This is a genomic window from Lactobacillus ultunensis DSM 16047 (assembly GCF_001436305.1).
Classification (GTDB): Bacteria; Bacillota; Bacilli; order Lactobacillales; family Lactobacillaceae; genus Lactobacillus; species Lactobacillus ultunensis.
Genome location: NZ_AZFO01000005.1, coordinates 60,968 through 84,752, shown reverse-complemented (window position 1 = coordinate 84,752; position 23,785 = coordinate 60,968). Strand labels below are relative to the sequence as shown.

The following is a 23,785-nucleotide window of genomic DNA, read 5'->3' as shown; positions in this document are numbered from 1 at the left end:
AACTATAAACAACATTTATTTTAAACGGGATTTTAATTCCCCTTTAAAATCATATTTGAGGCACCCTCATCAGTAATTAGCCAGGTTTGATGAGGTGCATTGGGCATATAAGCTTTAATTGCTTGAGCTTTTCTAGCACCACAAGCAAAAGCAAATATGTGGGGTATTTTATATAGGTTCTCAAACTGTAATCCAACCTGGGTGATACGGTCGACAACCTTGCCATTCTCATCGAAGAAACACCCGAAACATTCGGTGACAGCTCTTTTCTCACGAAGCTCAGAGCGTTTCATTGAATTATAGCCCCTCCGCTGTGCCATTTCTTGAGCTAACCCAATTCCATGGATCACAGCATCACTTTGTGAGATATCTTGCAGAACATCCGCAATCGAAGATTCACGTATTAATGATTTATACGCATCAGCAGAAACTTGTTCAGGTAAATATAAAGTTTTATAAGTACCTGAAGTCTTAGCTGCCATTTCTTGGACGATCGTGTTGCTTTGTGTCTCAACATTTTCGCCCAAGGCACCTCGACCCGGAACAAATTCTAATTGGCGGTTATTCCCTAAATCAGGAGATAAATATTTAGCAGATTTTGCTAAAGCCGCTCCACCTAGAATTGTAACTACTGAATGACCTAAAGGCAAGAGTAAATTCAAAGCTGAACTTAATTCTTCACCCATCTCTTCATAAACGCGATCCTGCAAATCGCTATTGCCAGGAACTATCAATGTTCTCTCAATTCCTAGCTTTTTAGCTAATGCAACTTCTGCTTCACCAGCATTAAAGAGACGATCAATCAATGGACCTGCATCTTGTAAAGTTTTCTCGCCCTTCTCAGTTAGAAACATCCCGAAGCTTTTGGTCTCAACTAAGCCTAAATGACTTAAATACTCAGTTTCAGTTCTAACATTTCTTTCTGAAAGCCCTAAATGCTGAGCAACGCTACGCCGTCCAATTGGGGCATGCATTGCAATTTGCTCAAGGACAAGATATCTTTGTCGAAGAATTTTTAAGACGTCGGGAACGAGCGCTTCGAGCAAAGAAAAGTCCGAATCCATCGTTCCCTCCTTTCCCTGGGACAAATAGTGACCAGCACTGTGTCGATTACTGTCCCAGAATACTTAAAAATATAAGAGAAACGTACAATCTCTTCAATTCATACATTTCCCAATCGACACTGTTAGTATAACAATGTATTTTTCGTAATTCAAGAAAAAGATGTCTGAAATTAAAATAATTGTAAGAAGTGCGAAAATGTTTTCATTTAAGCAATTTTTTTGATATACTAGCTGAGGTATCGTCTGGACCCTTAGTGTAATGGATCGCACGTAAGATTCCGGTTCTTAAAATCTGGGTTCGACTCCCAGGGGGTCCATATCAAATAAAGAAATCCTTTTGCTACTAAGCAAAGGGATTTTTTCTTTTCTCAATATATTTAGTTAGATTCTTATGAAAGAAGCATTAATAACCAAGACTTTGAAAACGCTTCTGTTATATAATTGAAAAGTTCACATAAAAATTTTAGTAATAGGGAGAAAATTCATGATTGAATCTCAAAATAATCCCAAAAAGATGATGTGGACTACTTTAGCAATGATGGCCTTCTCCACCGTGTGGGGATTCGGTAACGTTGTTAATGGTTATGTCTACTTTGATGGAACAAAGGTCATCTTTAGTTGGGTTGTTATGTTCCTTCTCTACTTTGTTCCTTATGCATTAATGGTTGGTGAATTGGGAGCCACATTCAAGAATGCTGAAGGTGGAGTTTCATCCTGGGTCAACGCCACTATGGGTGCCAAATGGGCTTATTATGCTGGTTGGACCTACTGGGCTTGCCACGTGGTATATATTTCAAGTAAAGGTACCGGTGGTTTAAGAGCCATGGCTTGGGGAATTTTTGGTAATACTCATTGGTATGATGGTTTGCCAACTGCCTGGACACAATTTGCAACTTTAGTAGTATTCTTATTTTTCTGCTGGGTTGCTAGTCGCGGTATTCCTGTTTTAAAAGGTTTAGCCACTATTGCCGGTTCTTCAATGTTCATCATGTCAATCCTATTCATTATCATGATGTTCGCTGCTCCAGCAATTAATCCACATGCTGGTTTTTACGATATTAACTTCAACTGGAAGAACTTAATGCCAACTTTCAACGTCAAATACTTTACTTCACTTTCAATTTTGGTATTTGCCGTTGGTGGTTGTGAAAAGATTTCTCCATATGTTAATAAGGTAAAAGATCCATCAAAGAACTTTCCAAAAGCAATGATGGCTTTGGCTATTATGGTTATGGTATCTGCCATTTTAGGAACCTTTGCAATGGCATTGATGTTTGATCCTAAAGTGGTTAACGCTAACTTAAATGAATACATTTCAAACGGTGCATACATGGCCTTCCAAAAATTAGGCGAATACTACCACGTTGGTGGTTTGTTCATGTACATCTACTCATGGTGCAACGTGATCGGTCAATTCTCTACTTTAGTAATTAGTATTGATGCTCCGCTTAGAATGTTACTAGGTAGTAAAGAAGCTAAGGCATTTATTCCAAAAGGTCTGCTTAAGATTAACAAGCATGGTGCTTATATCAACGGTATCTGGATGATTGTAGTTTTATTCGGTGGGTTAATTGCAGTGCAAGCTCTTGTTCCTAATGCTCAAGCAGTTATGGCACAATTGGTTAAGTTAAACTCAACCACTATGCCTCTTCGTTACCTTTGGGTATTTGCTGCATATGTTGCTTTAAGAAAGCATCAAGAAAAATTTGAAACTACTTACCAAATGACTAAGCATCAAGGCTTAGCTTATACAGCAGGTATTTGGTGCTTCTTAGTTACAGCTGCATGTTGTATTTTCGGAATTTACTCACCAGATCCATTCACTTTAATGCTAAATATTTTAACTCCAATTATTTTAGTTGCTTTAGGTTTAATCCTTCCAGCTATTAAGAAATATCAAGAAGCTAAGGTAGCTTAAACATTAGAGCACGAAAAAAGGCGATGATTAAAATCATCGCCTTTTTATTATGCTCAATAAATATTACTTAGTTAACTTTTGAGTACTTTCAAGTAATTCAGCACGTTGAGCTAAATTAGTATAAAGTCTATTGTTTTCTACAGCAATACCTTCAATCTCACGACCTGTGTGGAATTGGTAAGTATCCTTAACTTCACCATTCTTAGCAATCTTAGCAATTACATCATTGAATGCAAGGTAGAAATTATCGTTCTTAGGATCATAAGTGAAACCTTGAGTGTAAGTATTAGTTACAATACCAGTCTTAGTAGCACCTAACATAGTTGGGTACCAGTTATCACCTGTACGGTTAAATTCCCAGTATTCAGTTTGATCTTTAGACTTATTATAGGTAGTAGTGTAGATCTTATGATCATTAACAACTACACCATTTTGGAAGTAACGACCTTCTGTATCGCCGCCATTCCAACATTTAATTGTCCAAATCTTGTTGATGCACATGTCGCTCTTACGAATTTGAATCAATTCTTCTGATAAGTTACTCTTGTATGAAACTTTGTTGTCATTGTTTAAAACATAGATGTACTTATCAGTAGAACCCATTGCTTGACCGTGACCAATTGGAATATATGGACTTACCTTAATGTTCTTAACGTAAGAGTTAAACTTCTTTTGTGACATATCAAGCAAGTATTGACCATTAAATGCATTGGTCAAGTGGTTCAAGTTATAACCAACAATGTGGCTATCAGTAATAGTGGTACTGCTGAGTAAGCTAGTGTAAAGCCAACCATCTGACATAGTAATACCTTCTGGAATATGACCTACACGGTTAATGTAATCATCATCTTTGATATCTCTAGCCACACTTAAAAGAACTGGTTGGAAGAAACGAGTCTTAAAGGTTAAATTACCGCTATCACTATCATAAGTATGTCTTGACTTATCTGGAGCAAAGTCAGTCTTAGTTACATAGTTAGCTGAACTACCGTAATAAGTCTTCCATGACTTTAAATTACCACTAAATGGCTTTGCTTGAACGCTATCTGCGTCAGCAACGCCTTCTCTAGTACTCTTTCTTACAGTAACTTTGACAGTTGCCTTAGCATTACCATAAGAGTACTTAACCTTATAAGTACCTGGATTAGAGCAATCAATCATGTCCTTTGAGACATTAACTTCTTCACTATCAATTACAGTACCCATATAGTTAGTTACATAACTGATAGCATCAGTAGGGTCAAAGTTATAATGACTATTTCTTACCAAACTTACAGTCTTAGGAACAGCAATGGTGTTTCTAGTAAAGTAGTTTTGGTTAACGTAACCAACTTTACGACCATTTACATAGATACGCCAATAAGTACCATTTTGTGTCTTAATACGTTGATCAGATTGAATATGTGAGTATTGATAGTCGCTGGCATCTGCAATCTTAGTTACAGGCTTACCATTGCTAATCTTTTTGTAAACGTTGTAGTGCTTACCACTACCAACTTTAACCATTAAATCATAAGAAGTACTGGTTTGAACTGGTGCCTTCTTACTTTTGCTTGAGCTATCTGTAGTCTTTTCTGTCTTATTGTTAGAATTAGAATCAGCAGCAGAAACTGGCTTAGCATAGCCCATCAATAAACCAACACTAAGTGCTACAGCCGATGTAGCAGTTAAAATTTTACTTGTATACTTCAAGCCTATCCTCCATAATCTATATTTTTAAGTTTTACAAATCTATTATAATATATAAACGGTATTCTCAAAAATACATTTTCAATACAAGTAAGTCTCATTATTTGACACTTCTATTACGAAGTGATTTAATTAGCACTATACTTGAATGAGTGCTAATTAATATAACGAAAAAAATTAGGAGGCAAATTTATGCTAGTACCTACAGTTATTGAACAAACTGCTCGTGGTGAACGTGCATATGACATTTATTCACGTTTGCTTAAAGACAGAATTATCATGCTGAGTGGTGAAATTAATGACCAAATGGCCAACTCAATCATTGCTCAATTGCTCTTCCTGGATGCACAAGACAACACTAAGGATATTTCACTTTACATCAATTCACCAGGTGGTGTCATTACTTCAGGATTAGCTATTATGGACACTATGAACTTTATCAAGTCAGACGTTTCAACTATCGCAATCGGTATGGCAGCTTCAATGGCTTCTATCCTTTTGACTAGCGGTACAAAGGGTAAACGTTTTGCACTTCCTAATTCAACTGTCTTAATTCACCAACCTTTAGGCGGTGCTCAAGGTCAACAAACTGATATTCAAATTGCAGCTAACGAGATTTTGAAGAGTCGTAAAAAGATTAACGAAATCTTACACGAAACCACTGGTCAACCTTTGGAAAAGATCCAAAAGGATACTGAACGTGATAATTACTTAACTGCAGAAGAAGCTAAGGAATACGGCTTAATTGACGAAATTATGGTTAATAAAAAGAAGTAATCATTAATAATTACTTCTCAAAAAAGAGTTTGCGTTGCAAACTCTTTTTTTATTCTCTCAATGTTTCTGCTATTTCATGTAGCTTCTTAAATCGGTGGTTAACACCAGATTTCGAAATCGGACCATCAGGCACTTGATCTGCTACTTCTTTTAAGGTAAGTTCCGGATGTTTTAACCTAAAATGAGCTAAAACTTGTAATTTCTCTGGCAGATCATCTAGACCTTTTTCCTTTTGAATAAGCTGAATATCTTCTACTTGTTTAGCTGAAGCAGAAGCTGTTTTTTTCATATTAGCTGTATCACAATTAACTAAACGGTTAACGGAGTTTCGCATATCTCGCATAATTCGTAAATCTTCAAAATTGAGCATGGCATTTAATGCACCAACAATATGCAAAAAGTCACCGATTTTTTCTGCTTCTTTTAAATAAACAATATAACCACGACGTCGCTTCGTTATTTTAGCGTTCAAGTAAAAGTAGTCATTCATCAGCTTGGCCAAATCTTCATTATGATCCTCATAGGTAGAATAAATTTCCAAGTGATAACGACTCGTTTCAGGATTATTAACACTACCTCCTGCTAAAAAAGCTCCACGTAAATAAGACATTGCTCCTTCACGTGACTTCATAATTCTTTCAGGTACTCTTGTAACTAATCCTTTTTCTGGATCCCAAATTTGCAAGTTCTCTAAAATCTCTTGGACTTGTTGATTTAAACGTACTAAATACTGATTGTTTTTCTTCAACTTCATCTTTCGCGAAACAATCAATAAAGGTTCAATGCTATAAGCAACTTTAATTAATTTAAAAATTCGCCGTGCAATCGCAGGATTTTCAGTTGTAATATCTAAACTAAATTGATGATCGTGAAGATTCAAAACTCCATTCATTCGCAAAAAAGCAGCTAACTCTGCTTTGGCATGCTCTGGATGCACCTCAAGCGAAGTTAGCTCCTTTTTGACTTCACTAGCATAACTAGCCATTATTTTCCTTCATTCTCTTACGTGACATTGCTTCAAATGCCAGATTCATTATCTCTTCAGCTACCTTTCACCATCGTGAAAAACAAGACCATGACGTTGGTCAATAAAATCATCAGTAATAACACGACATTCCTGTTTTCTCAAACCAGCAAAATCATTTCTTACTGGTTCAAGATAGGCATCATAATCTTCTGGATGGAACTTACTCATATCAATCTTAGCCCCATTGACTAAAGCAGTATTAATATAATGTCCACCTAAATGCTTATTAATAACTTCAACGTGGTCTGAGTCACTAAAATGATCAGTTTCTCCCCGCTGAGTCATAATATTGCAAATATAGATCACTTCAGCTTCAGTTTCACGTACAGCTTCACCTAAATTTGAAATCATTAAGTTAGGCAAAATTGAAGTAAATAAACTACCAGGTCCCAATACAACTGCATCGGCTTGCATAATTGAAGCTAGCACTGGCAAAACAGCTTTGGGTTCTTCATCTGAATCTGTGTCAGTTACCCAAACTTTTTTTATTCGTTTATCTTTGGAAGTAATCTCAGTTTCACCAGATTCAGTAGTGCCATCTACAAATTCAGCATTTAAGGTCAATGGCTCATTAGACGCTGGGAAAACATGACCATCAATTCTCATCATCTTAGACAACGATTGAACAGCATCAAAGATATTGCCATGCATTTCGTTTAAAGCGGCAATAATTAAATTTCCAATCGCATGCCCTGAGAAAAATGCATCTGAAGAATCAAAACGATATTGGAAAACATCCTTTTCTTCTTGTGGCAAATCACTTAAAGAAACCAGAACATTTCTTATATCACCAGGTGGAACAACGTTAATAAAGTTTCTAATTGAACCAGATGAACCACCGTCATCAGAAACAGTAACAATAGCAGTAATTTCCACATTTTGATCTTTTAAAGCATTCAAAATAACCGGTAAGCCTGTGCCACCACCGATTACAACCACACGTGGGCGTCTGCCTTTAATGACGCGAACAATTCTTGTCTCTCCGTATGGCATCAGCTCACACCTACTTTCTAATATAACGACTCACTTCACGGTGAGTAATATCAACTGGATATTTCTTAGACAAATCGCGAGCCAACTGTTGAGCAATAGAAACGCTACGGTGTTGCCCACCAGTACAACCAATCGCAATTGTTAATTTTTCTTTTCCTTCTTTGATATAGCCAGGAATAGCTGTCTCCAACAGATCTAATAATTTCTTGTAAAAGACCTGTGTTTCTTTTTTATTCATTACATAGTCAAAAACACGTTTATCTAAACCTGTAAATGGTCGCAATTCTGGAATATAGAATGGATTAGGCAAGAAACGTACATCCATTACGATATCTGCATCAATTGGCATCCCATATTTAAAGCCAAAGGACATTACTTCAATTGAAAATGGCTGACGCTTACGATCACTAAACGTGTTAATTAATTTTTGCTTTAATTCTTTAGTAGATAAATTAGAAGTGTCAATGATGTAATTAGAACGATTCCTGATTGGAGTCAAAATATGACGTTCTTCTTGAATACCATCAAGCAGACGGCCTTTCCCATTATTAGCTAACGGTGGCAAACGTCTTGTCTCTTTATATCTAGCTACTAAAACATCATCTGAAGCATCTAGGAAGAGAATAGTTGCTTGCACATTACCATTATCTTCTAGTGAATTTACTTCATCTAACAAATCCGTGTAAAAAGTTTTTACTCTTAAATCAATTACTACGGCTACCTTATGAAAGTCATTAGAATTATTGATTAAATCCCAAAAACTTCCCAACAAGGTTGGTGGAAGGTTATCAACGACAAAATAGCCCATGTCTTCCAATGCATGAGCAACTACAGTTTTACCTGCTCCACTCATTCCAGTAACGATTAACAGTTGTTTATTCTCATCGGCCATGGTAAAGTCCTCCTGCTACAGATTATATCATACTCCCGGGCGTTTCTTTATAGGGACAAAAAAAGAAGCCTTCCGGCTTCTTTAAAATCAAAATTAACGGTGCATGAATGCGACCACAATTTCATTAATTCCGAATACTAATAGCCAGAAAGCAACTAACCATACTAAACTCAAAGCTGCCAAAACTGGATTAAGGATTAAACAAATAGCAATAATTAAACTTAAAATGTTCAAAATTAAGTTAAAAATGAAGTAGCCGTCTGAGAAATCACGTAAGTGCCATGAGAATGCAATTCCGACAATTGAATCTACGAAAAACCAAATTGCAAACAAGTAAGCAATAGTTAAGCCACCCACTTCATACGAACATAAGAACAAAATACCTATGACGATGTCCAAGACACCAGAAATAAGGGCTACCCAACTACGTGTAAAGAATGCACGGAAACGTGAGTATCCAGCAAGCCATACTAAACCTTGTACAATTGAAACAATTGCAAAAATTAAAACGAATGCGTGTAAACCTTTGGCTGGATGTCTAATAAGTAAGAATGAAGCTACTACCATCAATATACCAGCAATAAGTGCACCCCAGTCAAAGCCACGGTTATCTCTAGAACTTGAAAAAATATCCATTTTTGTGTCCTCCTTGGTGCCTATTTTACACTTATTCAATGATAATTTCTCTACTATTTCTTAGCCTCTTTAGTCAATTTAGTATCGCGTTCCAAAACTGGTTTAAGATATTGACCTGTATAACTCTCTTTTACTTGAGCTACTTCTTCAGGCGTTCCCGTAGCAACAACTTGACCGCCACCGTCTCCTCCTTCAGGACCAAGATCAATCAACCAATCAGCATTTTTAATCACGTCAAGATTATGTTCAATAATTAAAACTGTATTTCCTTCATCAACTAGGCGTTGCAATACTTCCAATAACCGCTTGATATCATCAGTATGCAAACCAGTAGTCGGCTCATCCAAAATATAGAAGTTTTTACCGGTAGAAAGTTTTTGCAATTCAGCAGCAAGCTTCATTCGTTGTGCTTCACCACCGGATAAAGTCGTAGCTGATTGCCCTAACTTAACATAGCCTAAACCTACATCAACAATTGTCTTTAACTTGCGTTCAATCTTAGGAATGTTTTCAAAGAACTTGCAAGCTTCATTAATCGTCATATCTAATACTTGAGCAATATTTTTATCACGGTAAGTTACTTCCAATGTTTCTGAATTGTAACGACTACCATGACAAACTTCACATGGAACGTAAACATCCGGCAAGAAATTCATTTCAATCTTGATGATCCCATCACCGTGACAAGCTTCACAACGGCCACCTTTGACATTAAATGAAAATCTAGCCTTCGTATAACCACGCATCTTAGCTTCATTAGTCTGTGCAAAAAGGGTTCTAATATCATCAAATACGCTAGTATAAGTAGCCGGATTACTACGTGGTGTTCGACCAATTGGGCTTTGATCAATATCAATTATTTTTTCAATATTCTTATAACCACGAATTGATTTGTACTTTCCTGGTTTAGTAGAATTATTGTTCAACTTTTGAGCTAAAGCTCGCTTCAAAATCATATTGACTAAAGTAGACTTACCTGAACCAGAAACACCAGTTACTACAATAAACTTGCCTAATGGGAAACTAACATCAATGTTCTTTAAGTTGTTTTCTTGGGCACCAGTAATTGTGATTTCTTTACCATTACCTTTACGTCTTTTTAATGGAACTGGTACAAATTTTTTACCTGATAAGTACTGACCTGTTAATGACTTTGGATTCTTTTCCACTTCTTCTGGGGTACCTTGAGCCATAACCTTGCCACCATAAACACCAGCACCTGGTCCCATATCAACAAGGTAATCTGCCTGACGCATCGTTTCATCGTCATGTTCTACTACGATTAAAGAATTACCCAAGTCACGCATCCGCTTAAGCGAAGCAATCAAACGATCATTATCACGTTGATGCAAACCAATAGAAGGTTCATCTAAAACATACATAACTCCAGATAGATTAGATCCGATTTGAGTAGCTAGACGAATTCTTTGAGCTTCCCCACCAGATAAAGTATTAGCTGAACGAGATAAAGTTAGATAATCCAGACCCACACTATCTAAAAATGAAAGACGATCACGTACTTCTTTTAAGATTGGCTTGGCAATTACAGTTTCTTGTTCACTTAACTTAACATTCTTGAAAAACGCTAAAGCCTTATTAATAGATAGATCTGATGCTTCGGCAATATCTTTACCCATAAACTTAACAGCCAAAGCTTTTTCGTTAAGTCGCTTACCATGACAGGTTGAGCAAGTTAATTCAGTCATGTATTTGCCCATAACATCGCGCATGAATTTGGACATTGGTCTGCGATAACGACGTTCCACATTAGCCATTACACCTTCAAATGGCTGAGTCGTATCATTCACGCCAAAGTCACCAGTTACATGAAACTTAACCGCCTTAGTTGAACCATGCAAAATAATATCTTTTTGTCTCTTAGTCAACTTATTAAATGGCTTGTCCATTGGAATCTTAAGAGCGGAGCAAGCTTGTTCCAACATTTCAGAATAATAATTTGAAGTTTTCCAAGGAGCCAATGCACCCTCTGCTAAAGTTTTGGTCTTATCTGGTACAACTAAATCTTCATCGACAGCCAATTTAACACCTAAGCCATCACAATCAGGGCAAGCACCGAAAGGCGCATTAAATGAAAATAGTCGTGGCTCCATTTCGCCGACAGTAAAACCACACTTAGGACAAGCATAATATTCCGAAAAGTTCAGCATCTTACCGCCGATAACATCAACATTCATATAGCCATCAGACAAACGCAAGGCTGCTTCAACGGAATCGAATAAACGAGATTTAATACTATCTTTAACAATCAAACGGTCAACCACAATATCAATAGAGTGGCGTTTATTTTTCTCAAGATTAAATTCTTCACCAATCTCATGCATCTCGCCATCAACAATTACTCGAACATAACCTGCACGCTGAACACGTTTAAAGACTTCTTTATGTTCACCACGTTTAGCTCTAATTACAGGAGCTAAAATTTGAATCTTAGTTCTTTCAGGCAAAGCCATAATACGATCAACCATCTGATCAACTGATTGACGTTCAATCAATGTACCATCGTTAGGACAAATTGGATGTCCTACTCTCGCCCACAGCAAACGCAAATAATCATTGATCTCTGTAACCGTACCTACCGTTGAACGTGGGTTATGTGACGTAGTCTTTTGATCAATTGAAATAGCTGGATTTAGTCCATCAATAGAATCTACATCTGGTTTATCCATTTGCCCCAAAAATTGTCGAGCATAACTAGATAAAGATTGGACATAGCGTCTTCTACCTTCTGCATACAAAGTATCAAAAGCTAATGAACTTTTGCCTGATCCTGATAAACCGGTAATAACTACTAATTTATCCTTAGGAATTGTTAAGTTAATATCTTTCAAATTATGTTCACGCGCACCGCGAATAACAATTTTATCATTTACCATTGAAAGTCTTTCCTTTTTTCGTCTTAGGTTTTCTTGATGATGATTGCAATTCCATAATTGCATCCCGCAAGTTAGCAGCCTCTTCGAAGTCTAACTTCTTAGCAGCTTCTTTCATCTGCTCTTGCAAGTTCTTAATCATGGTCTTCTTTTGCTTAGCTGTTAACTCATCAAAATTAAGATCTGCAAAACTGTCTGATTTTTCCTTCTTAGAATCATCAGTAGGTTTGGTAATTGAAATAACATCTTGAATCGGCTTAATAATTGTTTTTGGCGTAATCCCATGCTCTTTATTAAATTCTTTTTGAATTTTACGCCGTCTCTTGGTTGCTTTAATAGCTGCCTTCATTGAATCCGTAATCGTATCGGCATACATAATTACTTCACCATTGGCATTACGAGCTGCACGTCCCATAGTCTGAACTAATGGACGATATGCTCTCAAAAAGCCTTCCTTATCTGCATCCAAGATTGCAACTAAAGATACTTCAGGCACATCAATTCCTTCCCGAAGTAAGTTAATCCCAATTAGAACATCAAATTTACCCAAACGTAAATCACGCAAAATACGCATTCGTTCAAGCGTCTTAATATCGGAATGCAAATAACGCACCTTAATACCAAGATCTTTCAAATAATCAGTTAGATCTTCCGCCATCTTTTTGGTTAATGTAGTGACAAAGACGCGTTCATTACGATCGATTCGCTTATTAATTTCACCAACTAAGTCATCAATCTGGCCCTCAATTGGTCTGACTTCAATCTTAGGATCAAGCAAACCAGTTGGCCGGATAATTTGTTCAACTTTATGATTCGTACGTGCTAATTCATAATCTCCTGGCGTTGCTGAAACATAAAGAATTTGATTAACATGTTTTTCAAATTCTGATAACTTCAATGGACGGTTATCCAAAGCAGATGGCAAACGAAAACCATAGTCAATCAAAGTCTTCTTACGATTACGGTCACCATTGTACATTGCTCGTATTTCTGGCATCGTAGCATGAGATTCATCAATTAAAATCAAGAAATCATCTGGGAAGAAGTCAAGCAACGTATATGGTGGCTCACCAGCTTTTCTGCCTTCCATATGACGTGAGTAATTTTCGATACCGTTGGTATAGCCAACTTCTCCCATCATTTCCATATCATAAGTAGTTCTTTGCTTTATTCTTTCTGCTTCCAGTAATTTCCCTTCACCCTCAAATTTCTTGACTTGCAACTTCATTTCTTTGGAAATTGCTTTAAGAGCACGCCGCATTTGCTCATCATTAGTCATAAAGTGGGTAGCTGGGAACAAAGAGATACTCTCTCTTTCGCCAATTACTTCACCAGTTAAAGAATCAACTTCTACAATACGATCAATCTCATCGCCAAAAAATTCAATTCGATAAGCATGATCCGAATTACCAGCTGGAAAAATTTCTACAATATCGCCTCGTACGCGAAAACGACCACGTTGAAAATCAATATCATTACGATCATATTGCAGGTTAACCAAATCACGCAACAAAGTATTGCGTTCATACTCTTCGCCTTCGTGAATCATCAATACGCTACGAGCATATTCTTTAGGATCACCCAAACCATAAATACAAGAAACCGATGCAACAACTACTACATCATTCCGTTCCATTAAAGCAGAAGTAGTAGCGTGACGCAGTTGGTCAATTTCATCATTAATAGCAGAATCCTTTTCAATATAAGTATCAGATTGAGGCACGTAAGCTTCAGGTTGATAGTAGTCATAGTAAGATACAAAATACTCTACTGCATTATGTGGGAAAAAGCTTTTAAACTCACCATAAAGCTGCCCCACCAAGGTTTTGTTATGAGTAATAACTAAAGTGGGCTTATTTAAATTGGCAATGATATTGGCCATGGTAAAAGTCTTACCAGTACCGGTTGCCCCTTCCAAAATTTGCTCTTTATAACCCTTTTTAAAACCAGCAGTTAACTTATCAATAGCTTGTTGCTGATCACCTGCAGGTTTAAATTTGGAAACTAGTTCAAATTTACGATTGGTTTGTCGTTTGATCATAGTAAAACTCCTCAAGAAAAAAGTTGGACTTAATTGCCCAACTTTTTTAATTAGTATTTATATTTTACTACCACGAACGTGCTTTCGCACTAAATATGCTTAATTTATTTAAGAAGATCTGCTAAAGCCTTCTGGTAATCTTCAGCTGACTTTTCAGCAGTTTCAATATCCTTCTTATTAACGCCAACATAGGCCTTAATAACTGGTTCAGTACCTGATGGACGCAATGCAACCCAAGTTTCATCATCTAAGAAGTACTTCAAAACGTTCGATTCTGGGAATCCTTCAAGTGGAGTTGATTCACCATTTTCAATAGTTTCCTTCTTCAAGAAGTCTTGAATCTTCAAAACTCTGTGTCCACCAATTTCAGTAAGATGTTCACCACGAAGCTTGCTCATTAATTCTGCCATCTTCTTTTGACCACCAATACCAGGCATTTCAATAGCACGAGTAATTTCGTAGGCAACGCCATATTTCTTCCAAATTTCTTGTAAACCATCAAAGACAGTCATACCACGTGAAGCATAGTAACTAGCAACCTCAGCGAACATTAATGCCCCTTGCATAGCATCCTTGTCACGTGCAAATGGTTTGAACAAGTAACCGTAACTTTCTTCAAAGCCCATTAAGAACTTAGCATCGCCGGCCTTCTTCATCCGGTCAACTTCTTCACCGATGTATTTGAAACCGGTCAAAACGTGCTTAGTCTTAATACCAAAGTCTTTAGCAATCTTAAATGGTAAAGCACTTGAAACAACTGAAGTAACAATTTCATAGTCACTGGTCAACTTACCGTTTTCTTTAAGGTGAGCAAGTAAGTAGTAAGCCATCAAAGTAGCAATTTGGTTACCAGTTAAGACTTGGAAATCGCCATCGCTCTTTCTAACGGCTGCACCCATACGGTCAGCATCAGGGTCAGTAGCAATAATTACATTAGCATTAACCTTGTTAGCTAACTTAAAGCCTGGTTCAAAAACATCACGATATTCTGGATTTGGCTTAATAGTAGTTGGAAATTCTGGATCAATAATTGATTGACTAGGAACAGGGATAACGTTATCAAAACCACCTTGTCTAAAGGCACGGTCATAAAGCATCTTACCAGTACCATGAAGTGGAGTATAAATAATCTTCAACTTATCCGCATTTGCCTTGACCATTTCTGGGTCAACAGTAACTTGCTTCAATTCATTTAAGTAATCTTCGTCAACATCTTCACCGATTAATTGTAAAGTACCATTAGCACGAAGTTCCTTAACTGGAGCAGCCTTAACGCCAAAAATGTCAGTTACCTTTTGAGCATAGCTGAATAAACGATCAGCATGCTCTGGAGCCATTTGGGCACCATCTTCACCATAAACCTTGTAACCATTGTATTGCTTAGCATTGTGTGAAGCAGTAATGTTAATTCCTGCAAATGTGTGCAAGTGACGTACAGCGTATGAAAGCTCAGGAGTTGGTCTTAAATCATCAAACAAGTAAACGTGAATACCATGTGCACCCAATACACGAGCTGCATGTTCAGCAAATTCTCTTGAGTGATATCTTGAGTCAAAGGAGATTGCTACACCACGTTTTTTAGCTTCTTCACCGTTTTCTTCAATCAAACGAGCTAAACCTTCAGTAACTCTACCGACAGTGAATAAGTTAATTCTATTAGTACCTGGTTCAAGACGACCTCTCATACCAGCAGTACCAAAATTGATATCTTGACCGAAGGCATCTTCGACCCATTTTTCATCTTTGCCCAACGTATCTAATTGATCTCTTAGATAATCAGGTAAGTTAGTAGCATTTTGCCATTCTTTAAAAATTTCCTTAGCGTCCATTTTGTCCTCTATTTCATTAAAACTTACATAATTAATGGATATTAACGCTGTCTTTTTATTTCTATTATCATATCAATTATAAAACTTCTAATTGATTTATTTAACAGCAATTCGTTTTCTTTTAATCAAATCACTTTGCGCTGCCAGCTGAACTTGATCTAAAGCTGAACTGACTACTGACACCAGCGAATCGGGTAGACAATAGAATTTTAAATTATCCTTTGTTAGAACTATATCTTGATCTGTTCGATTGAAACAATAAATCAAGATATTCTTTTCATCATACCTAATAATTGCATTAACACCAACGTTGAAATGCATAAAAGCGATCTTACCAGTAACTAAAATTTTATTCTGCTTGCGAAGCTTTACCCATGCACTTACTTTATTAATCAAGCTTTGACTTTCATGTCCCCACGGGAAGAAACGCCGATTATCTGGATCTTTTTTACCAATCAAACCAGCCTCATCGCCATAATAAATACATGGAACTCCTGGCAACATAAACATTAATCCAAAGGCAATAGCAACTAATTTTTCATTATCATGCAAAACTGTCTTAATTCTCACAGTGTCATGCGTACCAATATTATTTAAACAGTTGCGCAAAAAATTACTTGGATAGTGCTCAATCAACGATGCCAATTTACTCATGATACTGATTTCAGCAGCATCCTCATCTGTCGTCAATAAATTAGTAACAAAGTTTCGTACAGGATAATTCATTACACCAGTCAGGTTATCTCCAGCGACATATGGTCTAAATTTACTGTTAACTAATTTATTCGAAGCATCTTCCCATACTTCACCAATCATCACCTGACAGTTTTCTTTCATTAAGCGAGTGCGAATATTCCGTAAGAAATCCATCGGCAACTCATCAGCAACATCGAGTCGCCAGCCATCAACTTGCATTCCGGTCCACTTTGCCAAAACACCGTTTTCACCATAGATAAAATCTTGATATTCAGGGTTACTCTTGTTAACTTCTGGCAAAGAACTAACACCCCACCATGATTGATACTTTTCAGGATAATCGATAAAGTTAAACCAAGAATAATAATGACTATTTTTATCTTTAATAGCTGCCTTGAAATAAATACTATCTTGACCTACATGATTAAATACGCCATCAAGAATTAAGTGCATATGATTTTGATGCAAAGCATGTATCAAATCACGCAGATCTTTTTCCGTACCAAGCATAGGATCAATCTTCATAAAATCAGCTGTATCATAACGGTGATTACTAATTGCTAAAAAGATCGGATTCAAATAAATAGTAGTTACCCCTAATTTCTTTAGATAGGGAATTTTCTGTCGAATACCAGCTAAATTGCCACCAAAGAAGTCCCAGCGAATAATTTCACCGCGAGTATTTTTAATGTAGTAAGGATCATCTTCTTGAGTAGCATAGATAAAACTATTCTTTTTTCGACCAGTAATTTCGCCGTGAGGATTACCATTAGCAAATCGATCAGGAAAGATTTGATAAACTACCCCTTGTTCATACCAATCAACTCTAGGTACCTTACGATCATAGCAAGTTAATTGAAATTGATTTAAATCATGATTATCTTGAATCAGATTTCCTTGTCCAAATAATCCTTGGTCAACGTATTGCATCTGGTCATTTTGCTTAATTGCAAAATAATAATTATATAATCCCGAACTACCTATTTTGACTTGCGTCTCGTATTTTTTAGTCTGCTCATCATAATTCATTGGATAAGCTACAGGACTTTCATTATGTTTAGTTAACCACAAAATGACTTCCTGAACTGGTTCATCTATTGCAATTGACCACTTAACGGCACTATTAGCTTGAATAGCACCAAATGGATTTTTATATTCCTTTTGCCACGAATTATAAGTTACTTTCATTAACGATCAGCTTTTTCAACTTCAAGTTTCTTTAAATGCCAAATGTCTTCAGCATAACGTTCAATAGTTTTATCAACGTCAAAACGTTCTGAGTGAGCAATGTTTACCAAACTCATTTGTTCCCACAAACGTTTTTGTTTCCAGGTTTGTTCAATCTTAGCTTGTGCCCTCAAATATGCCTCAAAGTCAGCTAATACTAAGAATTGTTCATTATCACCTAAGAAGTTGTTGAATAAAGCTTGACCCTCTGCAGAACAGTTAGGAATAGTACCATCGATTAATGCATCTACAGCTTTCTTCATTACAGCATCATTTTCATACATCTCTCTTGGGTGATATGAGTGTTCTGCATAGTATTTGTAGACTTGATCTTTATTCAAACCAAATGAGAAGATGTTATCTTCACCAACAGCATCCTTAATTTCGATGTTGGCACCATCCATCGTAGCTACAGTCAAAGCACCATTAGCCATCAACTTCATGTTGCTTGTACCACTAGCTTCTTTCGTGGTTGTGGAAATCTGTTCGCTTACATCTGCAGCTGGAATGATTCTCTCAGCTAATGAAACATCGTAGTCTTCCAAGAAGATAACTTTTAGCTTATCGTTAACATCTGGATCATTATTGATCATATTAGCAGTTTCATTAATTACTTTGATAACTTGCTTAGCAAAGACATAGCTAGGTGCAGCTTTAGCACCAAAGATAACTACACGCTTTGGATGATCGATGCCAGCCTTCAAATCTTGATATAATTTCAAAATATGCAAAAGTTTCAGAGTTTGACGCTTGTAAGCATGCAATCTCTTAACTTGAACATCAAAGATAGCAGTTGGATCAACCACAATTCCAGTACGTTCTTTAATAAACTTAGCTAATTTCTTCTTATTATCTAATTTAATATCACTAAGCTTGTGCAAAACTTTGGTATCGTGATAATACTTTTCAAAGTTAAGCATCTCATCACTGTCATTGCGCCAATTTTTACCAATAGTTTCATCAAGTAAATCAGAAAGTTCTGGGTTAGCAATTTGCAACCAGCGACGCAAAGTAATACCGTTGGTCTTATTATTAAAGCGATCTGGATAAAGGTTATAAAAGTCTTTTAACACTTTAGTTTCCAGCAATTGCGTATGCAATGCAGCAACACCGTTGATTGAATGAGAACCAATAATAGCCAAATGGGCCATCTGTACTTGACCGTTTTTAATAATTCTAGTGCGCTCAATTACATCATCAGAAACATGTCCCTTTAATCCAACACAGAAACGACGATCAATTTCAGTAATAATTTGCATAATTCTTGGCAAAAGCTGAGACATCATATTGACATCCCATTTTTCCATTGCTTCAGCCATAATCGTATGGTTAGTATAGCTCATTACTTTTTGAGTAATATTCCAAGCAGTATCCCAATCTACACGATGTTCATCGACTAATAAGCGCATCAATTCAGCTATTGCCATTGCTGGGTGAGTATCATTAATATGAACTGCAACATAGTTAGGAAGCTTTGTTAGATCTTTATTATCTAGATCTTTAGTGTAATAGTTTAAGATGCTTTGCAAACCAGCAGAAACAAAGAAGTATTCTTGCTTTAATCTTAATAAGCGCCCTTCATAATTAGAATCATCAGGGTAAAGAATCGATGTTAAATCTTCTACACGACGACGATCAGTAATTGTTGGATAATTTAATTCTTCCTCAGGTGGAACTTCTGCATCCCACAAACGCAAAGTATTAGTCAAGCCATCTTTATAACCAACTACTGCAACATCGTAAGGGACAGCACGAACAACTCTTTCACCTTCATATTGGGGAGTCATCCAACCATTATCATCTACCATGTTAACTTTGCCGCCAAATCTAACCAAGACGGATTTGCTTTCTCTTCTAACTTCCCAGTGGTCTTCCTTCTTTAACCAATCATTAGGAAGTTCTTTTTGATAGCCGTTAACAAACTTTTGTTTAAATAAACCATACTTATAGCGGATTCCATTACCGTTGCCGGTATAACCAGTAGAAGCTAAAGAATCCATAAAGGCAGCAGCCAAACGACCTAAACCACCATTACCTAAAGCCATATCTGGTTCTGCAGCAGCAATTTTATCCAAGTCAAGATGTAAATCAGCTAAAGCTTCTCTAACAGTTTTCAGCCAGCCTAAATTTAGTAAATTGCTTTTTAATAAAGTACCTGGCAAAAATTCGATTGAAAAGTAATAGACTTGTTTTTGTTTTTGATTCGTTTCCGCAATACGGATACGACGCCATTGTGGTGTATATCCATCTCTGACGATTGCACTTACAGCAGCATAGAGATCACTATTTGAAGCTGATTTCACATCTTCTTCAAAATAGTTATCCAACTTGCGTTCAAGTCTTTTTTTAAATTCTTCTTTTGTTAATTGCATTTAATTTTTCTCTTTTTCTAAATTAACCAATCAATTCTCCATACATCCACTTATATTTATCAGCGGAGTTTCTCCATGAAAAATCAGATTTCATCGCAATTTTTTGCATCTTAACCCAATTGTCTCTTTGCTGGTAAACGGTAAGCATCTTCTTAATTGCTTGAACCATTTGATAACCATTGAATTCTCTGAAGCCAAAGCCAGTACCTTCATTCTTGGTCTTGTCATATACCCAAACAGTATCAGCTAAACCACCAATTTGGTGTACAATCGGCAAAGTACCATAACGCAAAGCAATCAACTGTGATAGACCACAAGGCTCAAAAGCAGATGGCATTAAGAAACTATCTGCGCCAGCATAAATTCTCTGAGCTAATTTAACATCAAATGCCAGAATTACTTTTAGCTTATCTGGATGACGCTTAGCGATTTCTGTCAAATTGTGTTCATAGTAAGGATCACCGTTGCCTAAGATCACCATTTGAACATTGAACTGCAAAATATTATCCAATTCATCAAGCAATAATTGGCAACCTTTTTGTGCAGTTAAACGAGATACCATCCCGATCAAAGGAACCTTTGGTTTAATTGGCAAGCCAACTTCTTTTTGCAAAGCAATCTTATCTTTTACCTTTTGATGAAGGTGGTAGACACTGTAATTTGCCTTAATAATTGGATCAGTCTTAGGATTGTACTTTTCAAAATCAATCCCGTTTAAAATCCCGCTCAACTTGTGTGAACACATCCGCAAAATACCATCTAATCCTTGACCGAATTCAGGAGTTTGAATTTCTCTAGCATAAGATGGACTAACTGTAGTGACACGATCAGCGTACAAAATACCTGTCTTCATCCAGTTGACATCATTGTCCATTCTGACAATTCCACTGTCAAACCAGTCATAGTCTAAACCAAAGAAATTAGGTAAAGTCTTGGCATTGTATTTACCTTGGAATTCCAGATTATGAATAGTCAAAACTGTTTTAATACCTCTATAGGCATCAACGAATCCCCATTTTTCACGGAGTAAAAATGGAATGAAGGCGGTATGGTAATCATTACAATGCAAGATATTAGGAATGAAGTTAAAACGTTCCATCATCATAATGACTGCTTGTTGGAAGAAAGCGTATCGCTCGCCGTCATCATAATATCCATAAATACCTGGACGCTTGAAGTAGTATTCGTTATCAATAAAGAAATAGGTGACACCCTTACGTTTTAAGGTAAACACGCCACAATATTGATTGCGCCAGCCAACTGGAACAATAAAGTTGCCTTGATATTCTAATTTTTCACGATATCTTTCAGGCAAATCCTGATATAAAGGAATAACAACGCCAACATCAACGCCTTCTTTGGCTAATTGATTAGGCAAAGAACCTAAAACATCACCTAAACCACCAGTTTTGAAGAATGGTGCACATTCAGCACCTGTAAATAAAACTCGCACGATTGCTCCTTATCCATTAATTAAGTTCTTAGTCAAAACAGCACCTTTTTTGACAACTACAGGATCTTGAGGTGTTCCTTTAACTACCACATCTTTTTTAACAACAACATTTTTATCTAAGATCGCGTATTCAACCTGGCTTCCTTTTTCTAACTTACAATTTGCCATAACAATTGAATTCTTAACCTTGCTCTTATCAGAAACCTCAACTCTTCTGGAGACAATACTGTTTTCAACTGTCCCCTTTATTCTACATCCTGTAGCTAACATTGAGTTCTTTACTTCTGATGAAGTTGCAAAATAAGTGCCAACTTCATTTCTAATTCTAGTGATAATCTTTTGGTTGCCAAACAAAAGCGAATCACGCTTCTTTTTATCTAGCATTTCCATATTAGCCTTGTAGTAACTATGAATGTCATGAATGTTATGCAAATATCCAGTATATTCATATGCACTTGTACGATACTTAGCTGCTAAGCGTTGACCAATATCAATTGAAGCACCACTACGCTGTGCTTTTTGCAATTCTGAGATTAACCACTTGGTGTCAGCCACATAAATATTTAATCCTAAGTTGTAGTTGTCCTGACTTTGAGCATCAATTACTTGTTGACAAGACATAATAGTATTGTCTTCGTCTAAGATAAACATTTGATCATCAGGCGCAATGTTTTCCTTGCTTACCCGTTTAAAGACGGCAGTAATCTTGTTGTCGTTTTCTTGATGATAATGAAGTACTGATTGTAAATCAAAGTTGCCGACCATTTTGTTTTCAATGTAAACAGTATATGGCGTCTTAGCTGTCTTCAAAAAATTAAGCAGATCATCAAAGTAGTCATCACCACTAGCTTGATTTTGCATTAATTTTTGATAGAAATCTAAGTATTCGTATGAGCCAATGGTGTCTAAGCCCCATTCTTTACCACCACCTAAGTGGTCCAAGTAAGATCTAACTTTTTCCTGATTAATCAGCGTATATACATTATTGATCCCTGCATTAACAATACTGGAAAGAGCGAAGTCCATAATTCGATACTTACCAGCAAAATACAAAGTTGATAACGAACGTTCATCAGTTAATGGACGTAACTCGTTATATTCATGTTGATTACTAAAAATAGCCGCCATTTTATTAGTCTTCATTTGGCAACACTCCAATTCTCTCTGAATTACCTACTACTTCGATTTTATCTTCATTGCCTTCAATTTTTGCACCATCACCAATTTGAGCATTTTCGCCAATAATTGCATGTTTGATGGTTACATTCTTGCCAATCTTTACTCCTGGCATGATAACTGAGTCTGTAATTTTCGAATTTCTTTGCACATCAACATTTGTTGACAGAATAGAATGATTAATAATGCCATCAACATAACAACCATCAACAATCATTGAATTAGTAACTTGCGCATTTTCAGTAATTACTTGTGGTGGAGCAATTGGGTTCTTTGAGTAAATTCTCCATGAGCGATCATACAGATTTAGACCGTCACTACCATCTAAGAATTCCATATTAGCTGCCCAAAGCGAACCAATCGTACCAACATCTTTCCAGTAACCTGAGGATTGGTATGAAAATACGCGTTCATCACTCTTTAAGTAATATGGAATAACATTCTTACCAAAGTCGATCATATCGTCATTAGTAGTAAAAGCAGTGGTCAAGACTTCGCGTAACCGTTTCCAATTAAAGATATAAATCCCCATTGAAGCGTGATTGCTCTTTGGTTCCTTACGCTTTTCTTCGAATTCAGTAATTCTGCCACTGATATCAGTATTCATTATTCCGAAACGAGGAGCTTCTTCCCAAGGGACATCAATTACAGCTACCGTTAATGAAGCATTATTTTTGATGTGATCTTCCAACATTGCTTCATAATCCATCTTATAGATGTGGTCACCTGAAAGAATCAATACATATTCAGGATCTTGGCTATCAATATAGTCAATATTTTGATAAATGGCATGTGCAGTACCTTTAAACCATTTGCTACCAGCATTGTCGGTATATGGTTGCAAAATAGTAGTACTGGCATCGAGACCATCTAACCCCCAACTAGCACCATTACCAATGTGCTTATTCAATAATAATGGTTGGTATTGGGTGATAATACCAATATTTCTAACTCCTGAGTTGGCACAATTACTTAACGTAAAGTCGATAATTCTGTATCGACCACCAAAAGATACAGCTGGCTTAGCTTGGTTACTAGTCAACTTACCTAATCTTGTTCCTTTTCCTCCTGCTAAAATCAAGCCCAACATTTTGGTACTCATTG

15 protein-coding genes, 1 tRNA gene and 1 pseudogene are annotated in these 23,785 nt (G+C 36.6%); 3 read left to right on the top strand and 14 right to left on the bottom strand.

The features are described from left to right. Positions 1 to 32: 32 nt before the first annotated feature. On the bottom strand, positions 33 to 1,064 hold the full coding sequence (locus tag FC57_RS02695; protein ID WP_007125260.1) for a sugar-binding transcriptional regulator: 1,032 nt from the start codon (positions 1,062 to 1,064) through the stop codon (positions 33 to 35). 245 nt (positions 1,065 to 1,309) lie between these two features. On the opposite strand from FC57_RS02695, the gene FC57_RS02690 reads away from it, so the two are divergent. Both FC57_RS02690 and FC57_RS02685 read left to right on the top strand, forming a co-directional pair. After that, positions 1,310 to 1,381, top strand: a tRNA-Arg gene (locus FC57_RS02690). Between the two features lie 167 nt (positions 1,382 to 1,548). Next, positions 1,549 to 2,982, top strand: coding sequence for an APC family permease (locus FC57_RS02685; protein WP_007125259.1), 1,434 nt, complete (start codon positions 1,549 to 1,551; stop codon positions 2,980 to 2,982). Between the two features lie 63 nt (positions 2,983 to 3,045). On the opposite strand, the gene FC57_RS02680 is transcribed toward FC57_RS02685, so the two are convergent. Next, positions 3,046 to 4,674 carry an SH3-like domain-containing protein gene (locus FC57_RS02680; RefSeq protein WP_040529351.1) on the bottom strand — a complete coding sequence of 543 codons (1,629 nt, stop codon included), beginning with the start codon at positions 4,672 to 4,674 and terminating at the stop codon, positions 3,046 to 3,048. Positions 4,675 to 4,863: 189 nt separating this feature from the next. Here FC57_RS02680 and clpP point away from each other — a divergent pair, with 189 nt between their 5' ends. Continuing rightward, positions 4,864 to 5,448 carry an ATP-dependent Clp endopeptidase proteolytic subunit ClpP gene (clpP, locus tag FC57_RS02675; RefSeq protein ID WP_005718663.1) on the top strand — a complete coding sequence of 195 codons (585 nt, stop codon included), beginning with the start codon at positions 4,864 to 4,866 and terminating at the stop codon, positions 5,446 to 5,448. A 49-nt stretch (positions 5,449 to 5,497) separates the two neighbouring features. On the opposite strand, the gene whiA is transcribed toward clpP, so the two are convergent. The 12 genes and pseudogenes from whiA to FC57_RS02615 form a co-directional block, all read right to left on the bottom strand. Next, the gene (gene whiA, locus FC57_RS02670) at positions 5,498 to 6,433 is read right to left on the bottom strand and encodes a DNA-binding protein WhiA (protein ID WP_007125257.1); all 936 of its coding nucleotides are present in this window, start codon (positions 6,431 to 6,433) and stop codon (positions 5,498 to 5,500) included. Further along, positions 6,426 to 7,468: pseudogene (locus FC57_RS02665) on the bottom strand (gluconeogenesis factor YvcK family protein). Before FC57_RS02665 ends, whiA begins: the two are co-directional and overlap by 8 nt. Before the next feature lie 10 nt (positions 7,469 to 7,478). Further along, positions 7,479 to 8,360: an RNase adapter RapZ gene (rapZ, locus tag FC57_RS02660; protein WP_007125255.1), complete on the bottom strand. Its 882-nt coding sequence runs from the start codon at positions 8,358 to 8,360 to the stop codon at positions 7,479 to 7,481. A 93-nt stretch (positions 8,361 to 8,453) separates the two neighbouring features. Beyond that, positions 8,454 to 8,996: an HdeD family acid-resistance protein gene (locus FC57_RS02655; protein WP_007125254.1), complete on the bottom strand. Its 543-nt coding sequence runs from the start codon at positions 8,994 to 8,996 to the stop codon at positions 8,454 to 8,456. A 53-nt stretch (positions 8,997 to 9,049) separates the two neighbouring features. Further along, positions 9,050 to 11,890, bottom strand: a complete 2,841-nt coding sequence (gene uvrA, locus FC57_RS02650; protein ID WP_040529350.1) for an excinuclease ABC subunit UvrA — start codon at positions 11,888 to 11,890, stop codon at positions 9,050 to 9,052. Beyond that, positions 11,880 to 13,928, bottom strand: coding sequence for an excinuclease ABC subunit UvrB (uvrB, locus tag FC57_RS02645; RefSeq protein WP_007125252.1), 2,049 nt, complete (start codon positions 13,926 to 13,928; stop codon positions 11,880 to 11,882). Before uvrB ends, uvrA begins: the two co-directional genes overlap by 11 nt. A gap of 104 nt (positions 13,929 to 14,032) precedes the next feature. Further along, complete coding sequence (locus tag FC57_RS02640; RefSeq protein WP_007125251.1) at positions 14,033 to 15,757, bottom strand: phospho-sugar mutase; 1,725 nt, start codon at positions 15,755 to 15,757, stop codon at positions 14,033 to 14,035. Between the two features lie 96 nt (positions 15,758 to 15,853). Further along, entirely contained in the window at positions 15,854 to 17,641 is a 1,788-nt protein-coding gene (locus tag FC57_RS02635; protein ID WP_007125250.1) for a glycoside hydrolase family 13 protein, read from the bottom strand. Then, on the bottom strand, positions 17,641 to 20,052 hold the full coding sequence (locus FC57_RS02630) for a glycogen/starch/alpha-glucan phosphorylase (protein ID WP_007125249.1): 2,412 nt from the start codon (positions 20,050 to 20,052) through the stop codon (positions 17,641 to 17,643). Before FC57_RS02630 ends, FC57_RS02635 begins: the two co-directional genes overlap by 1 nt. Before the next feature lie 22 nt (positions 20,053 to 20,074). Next, positions 20,075 to 21,505: a glycogen synthase GlgA gene (gene glgA, locus FC57_RS02625; protein ID WP_007125248.1), complete on the bottom strand. Its 1,431-nt coding sequence runs from the start codon at positions 21,503 to 21,505 to the stop codon at positions 20,075 to 20,077. A 9-nt stretch (positions 21,506 to 21,514) separates the two neighbouring features. Continuing rightward, entirely contained in the window at positions 21,515 to 22,648 is a 1,134-nt protein-coding gene (gene glgD / locus FC57_RS02620; protein WP_056990009.1) for a glucose-1-phosphate adenylyltransferase subunit GlgD, read from the bottom strand. Further along, complete coding sequence (locus tag FC57_RS02615; protein WP_056990008.1) at positions 22,638 to 23,783, bottom strand: glucose-1-phosphate adenylyltransferase; 1,146 nt, start codon at positions 23,781 to 23,783, stop codon at positions 22,638 to 22,640. The genes glgD and FC57_RS02615 overlap by 11 nt, the downstream gene beginning before the upstream one ends. Positions 23,784 to 23,785 lie beyond the last annotated feature (2 nt).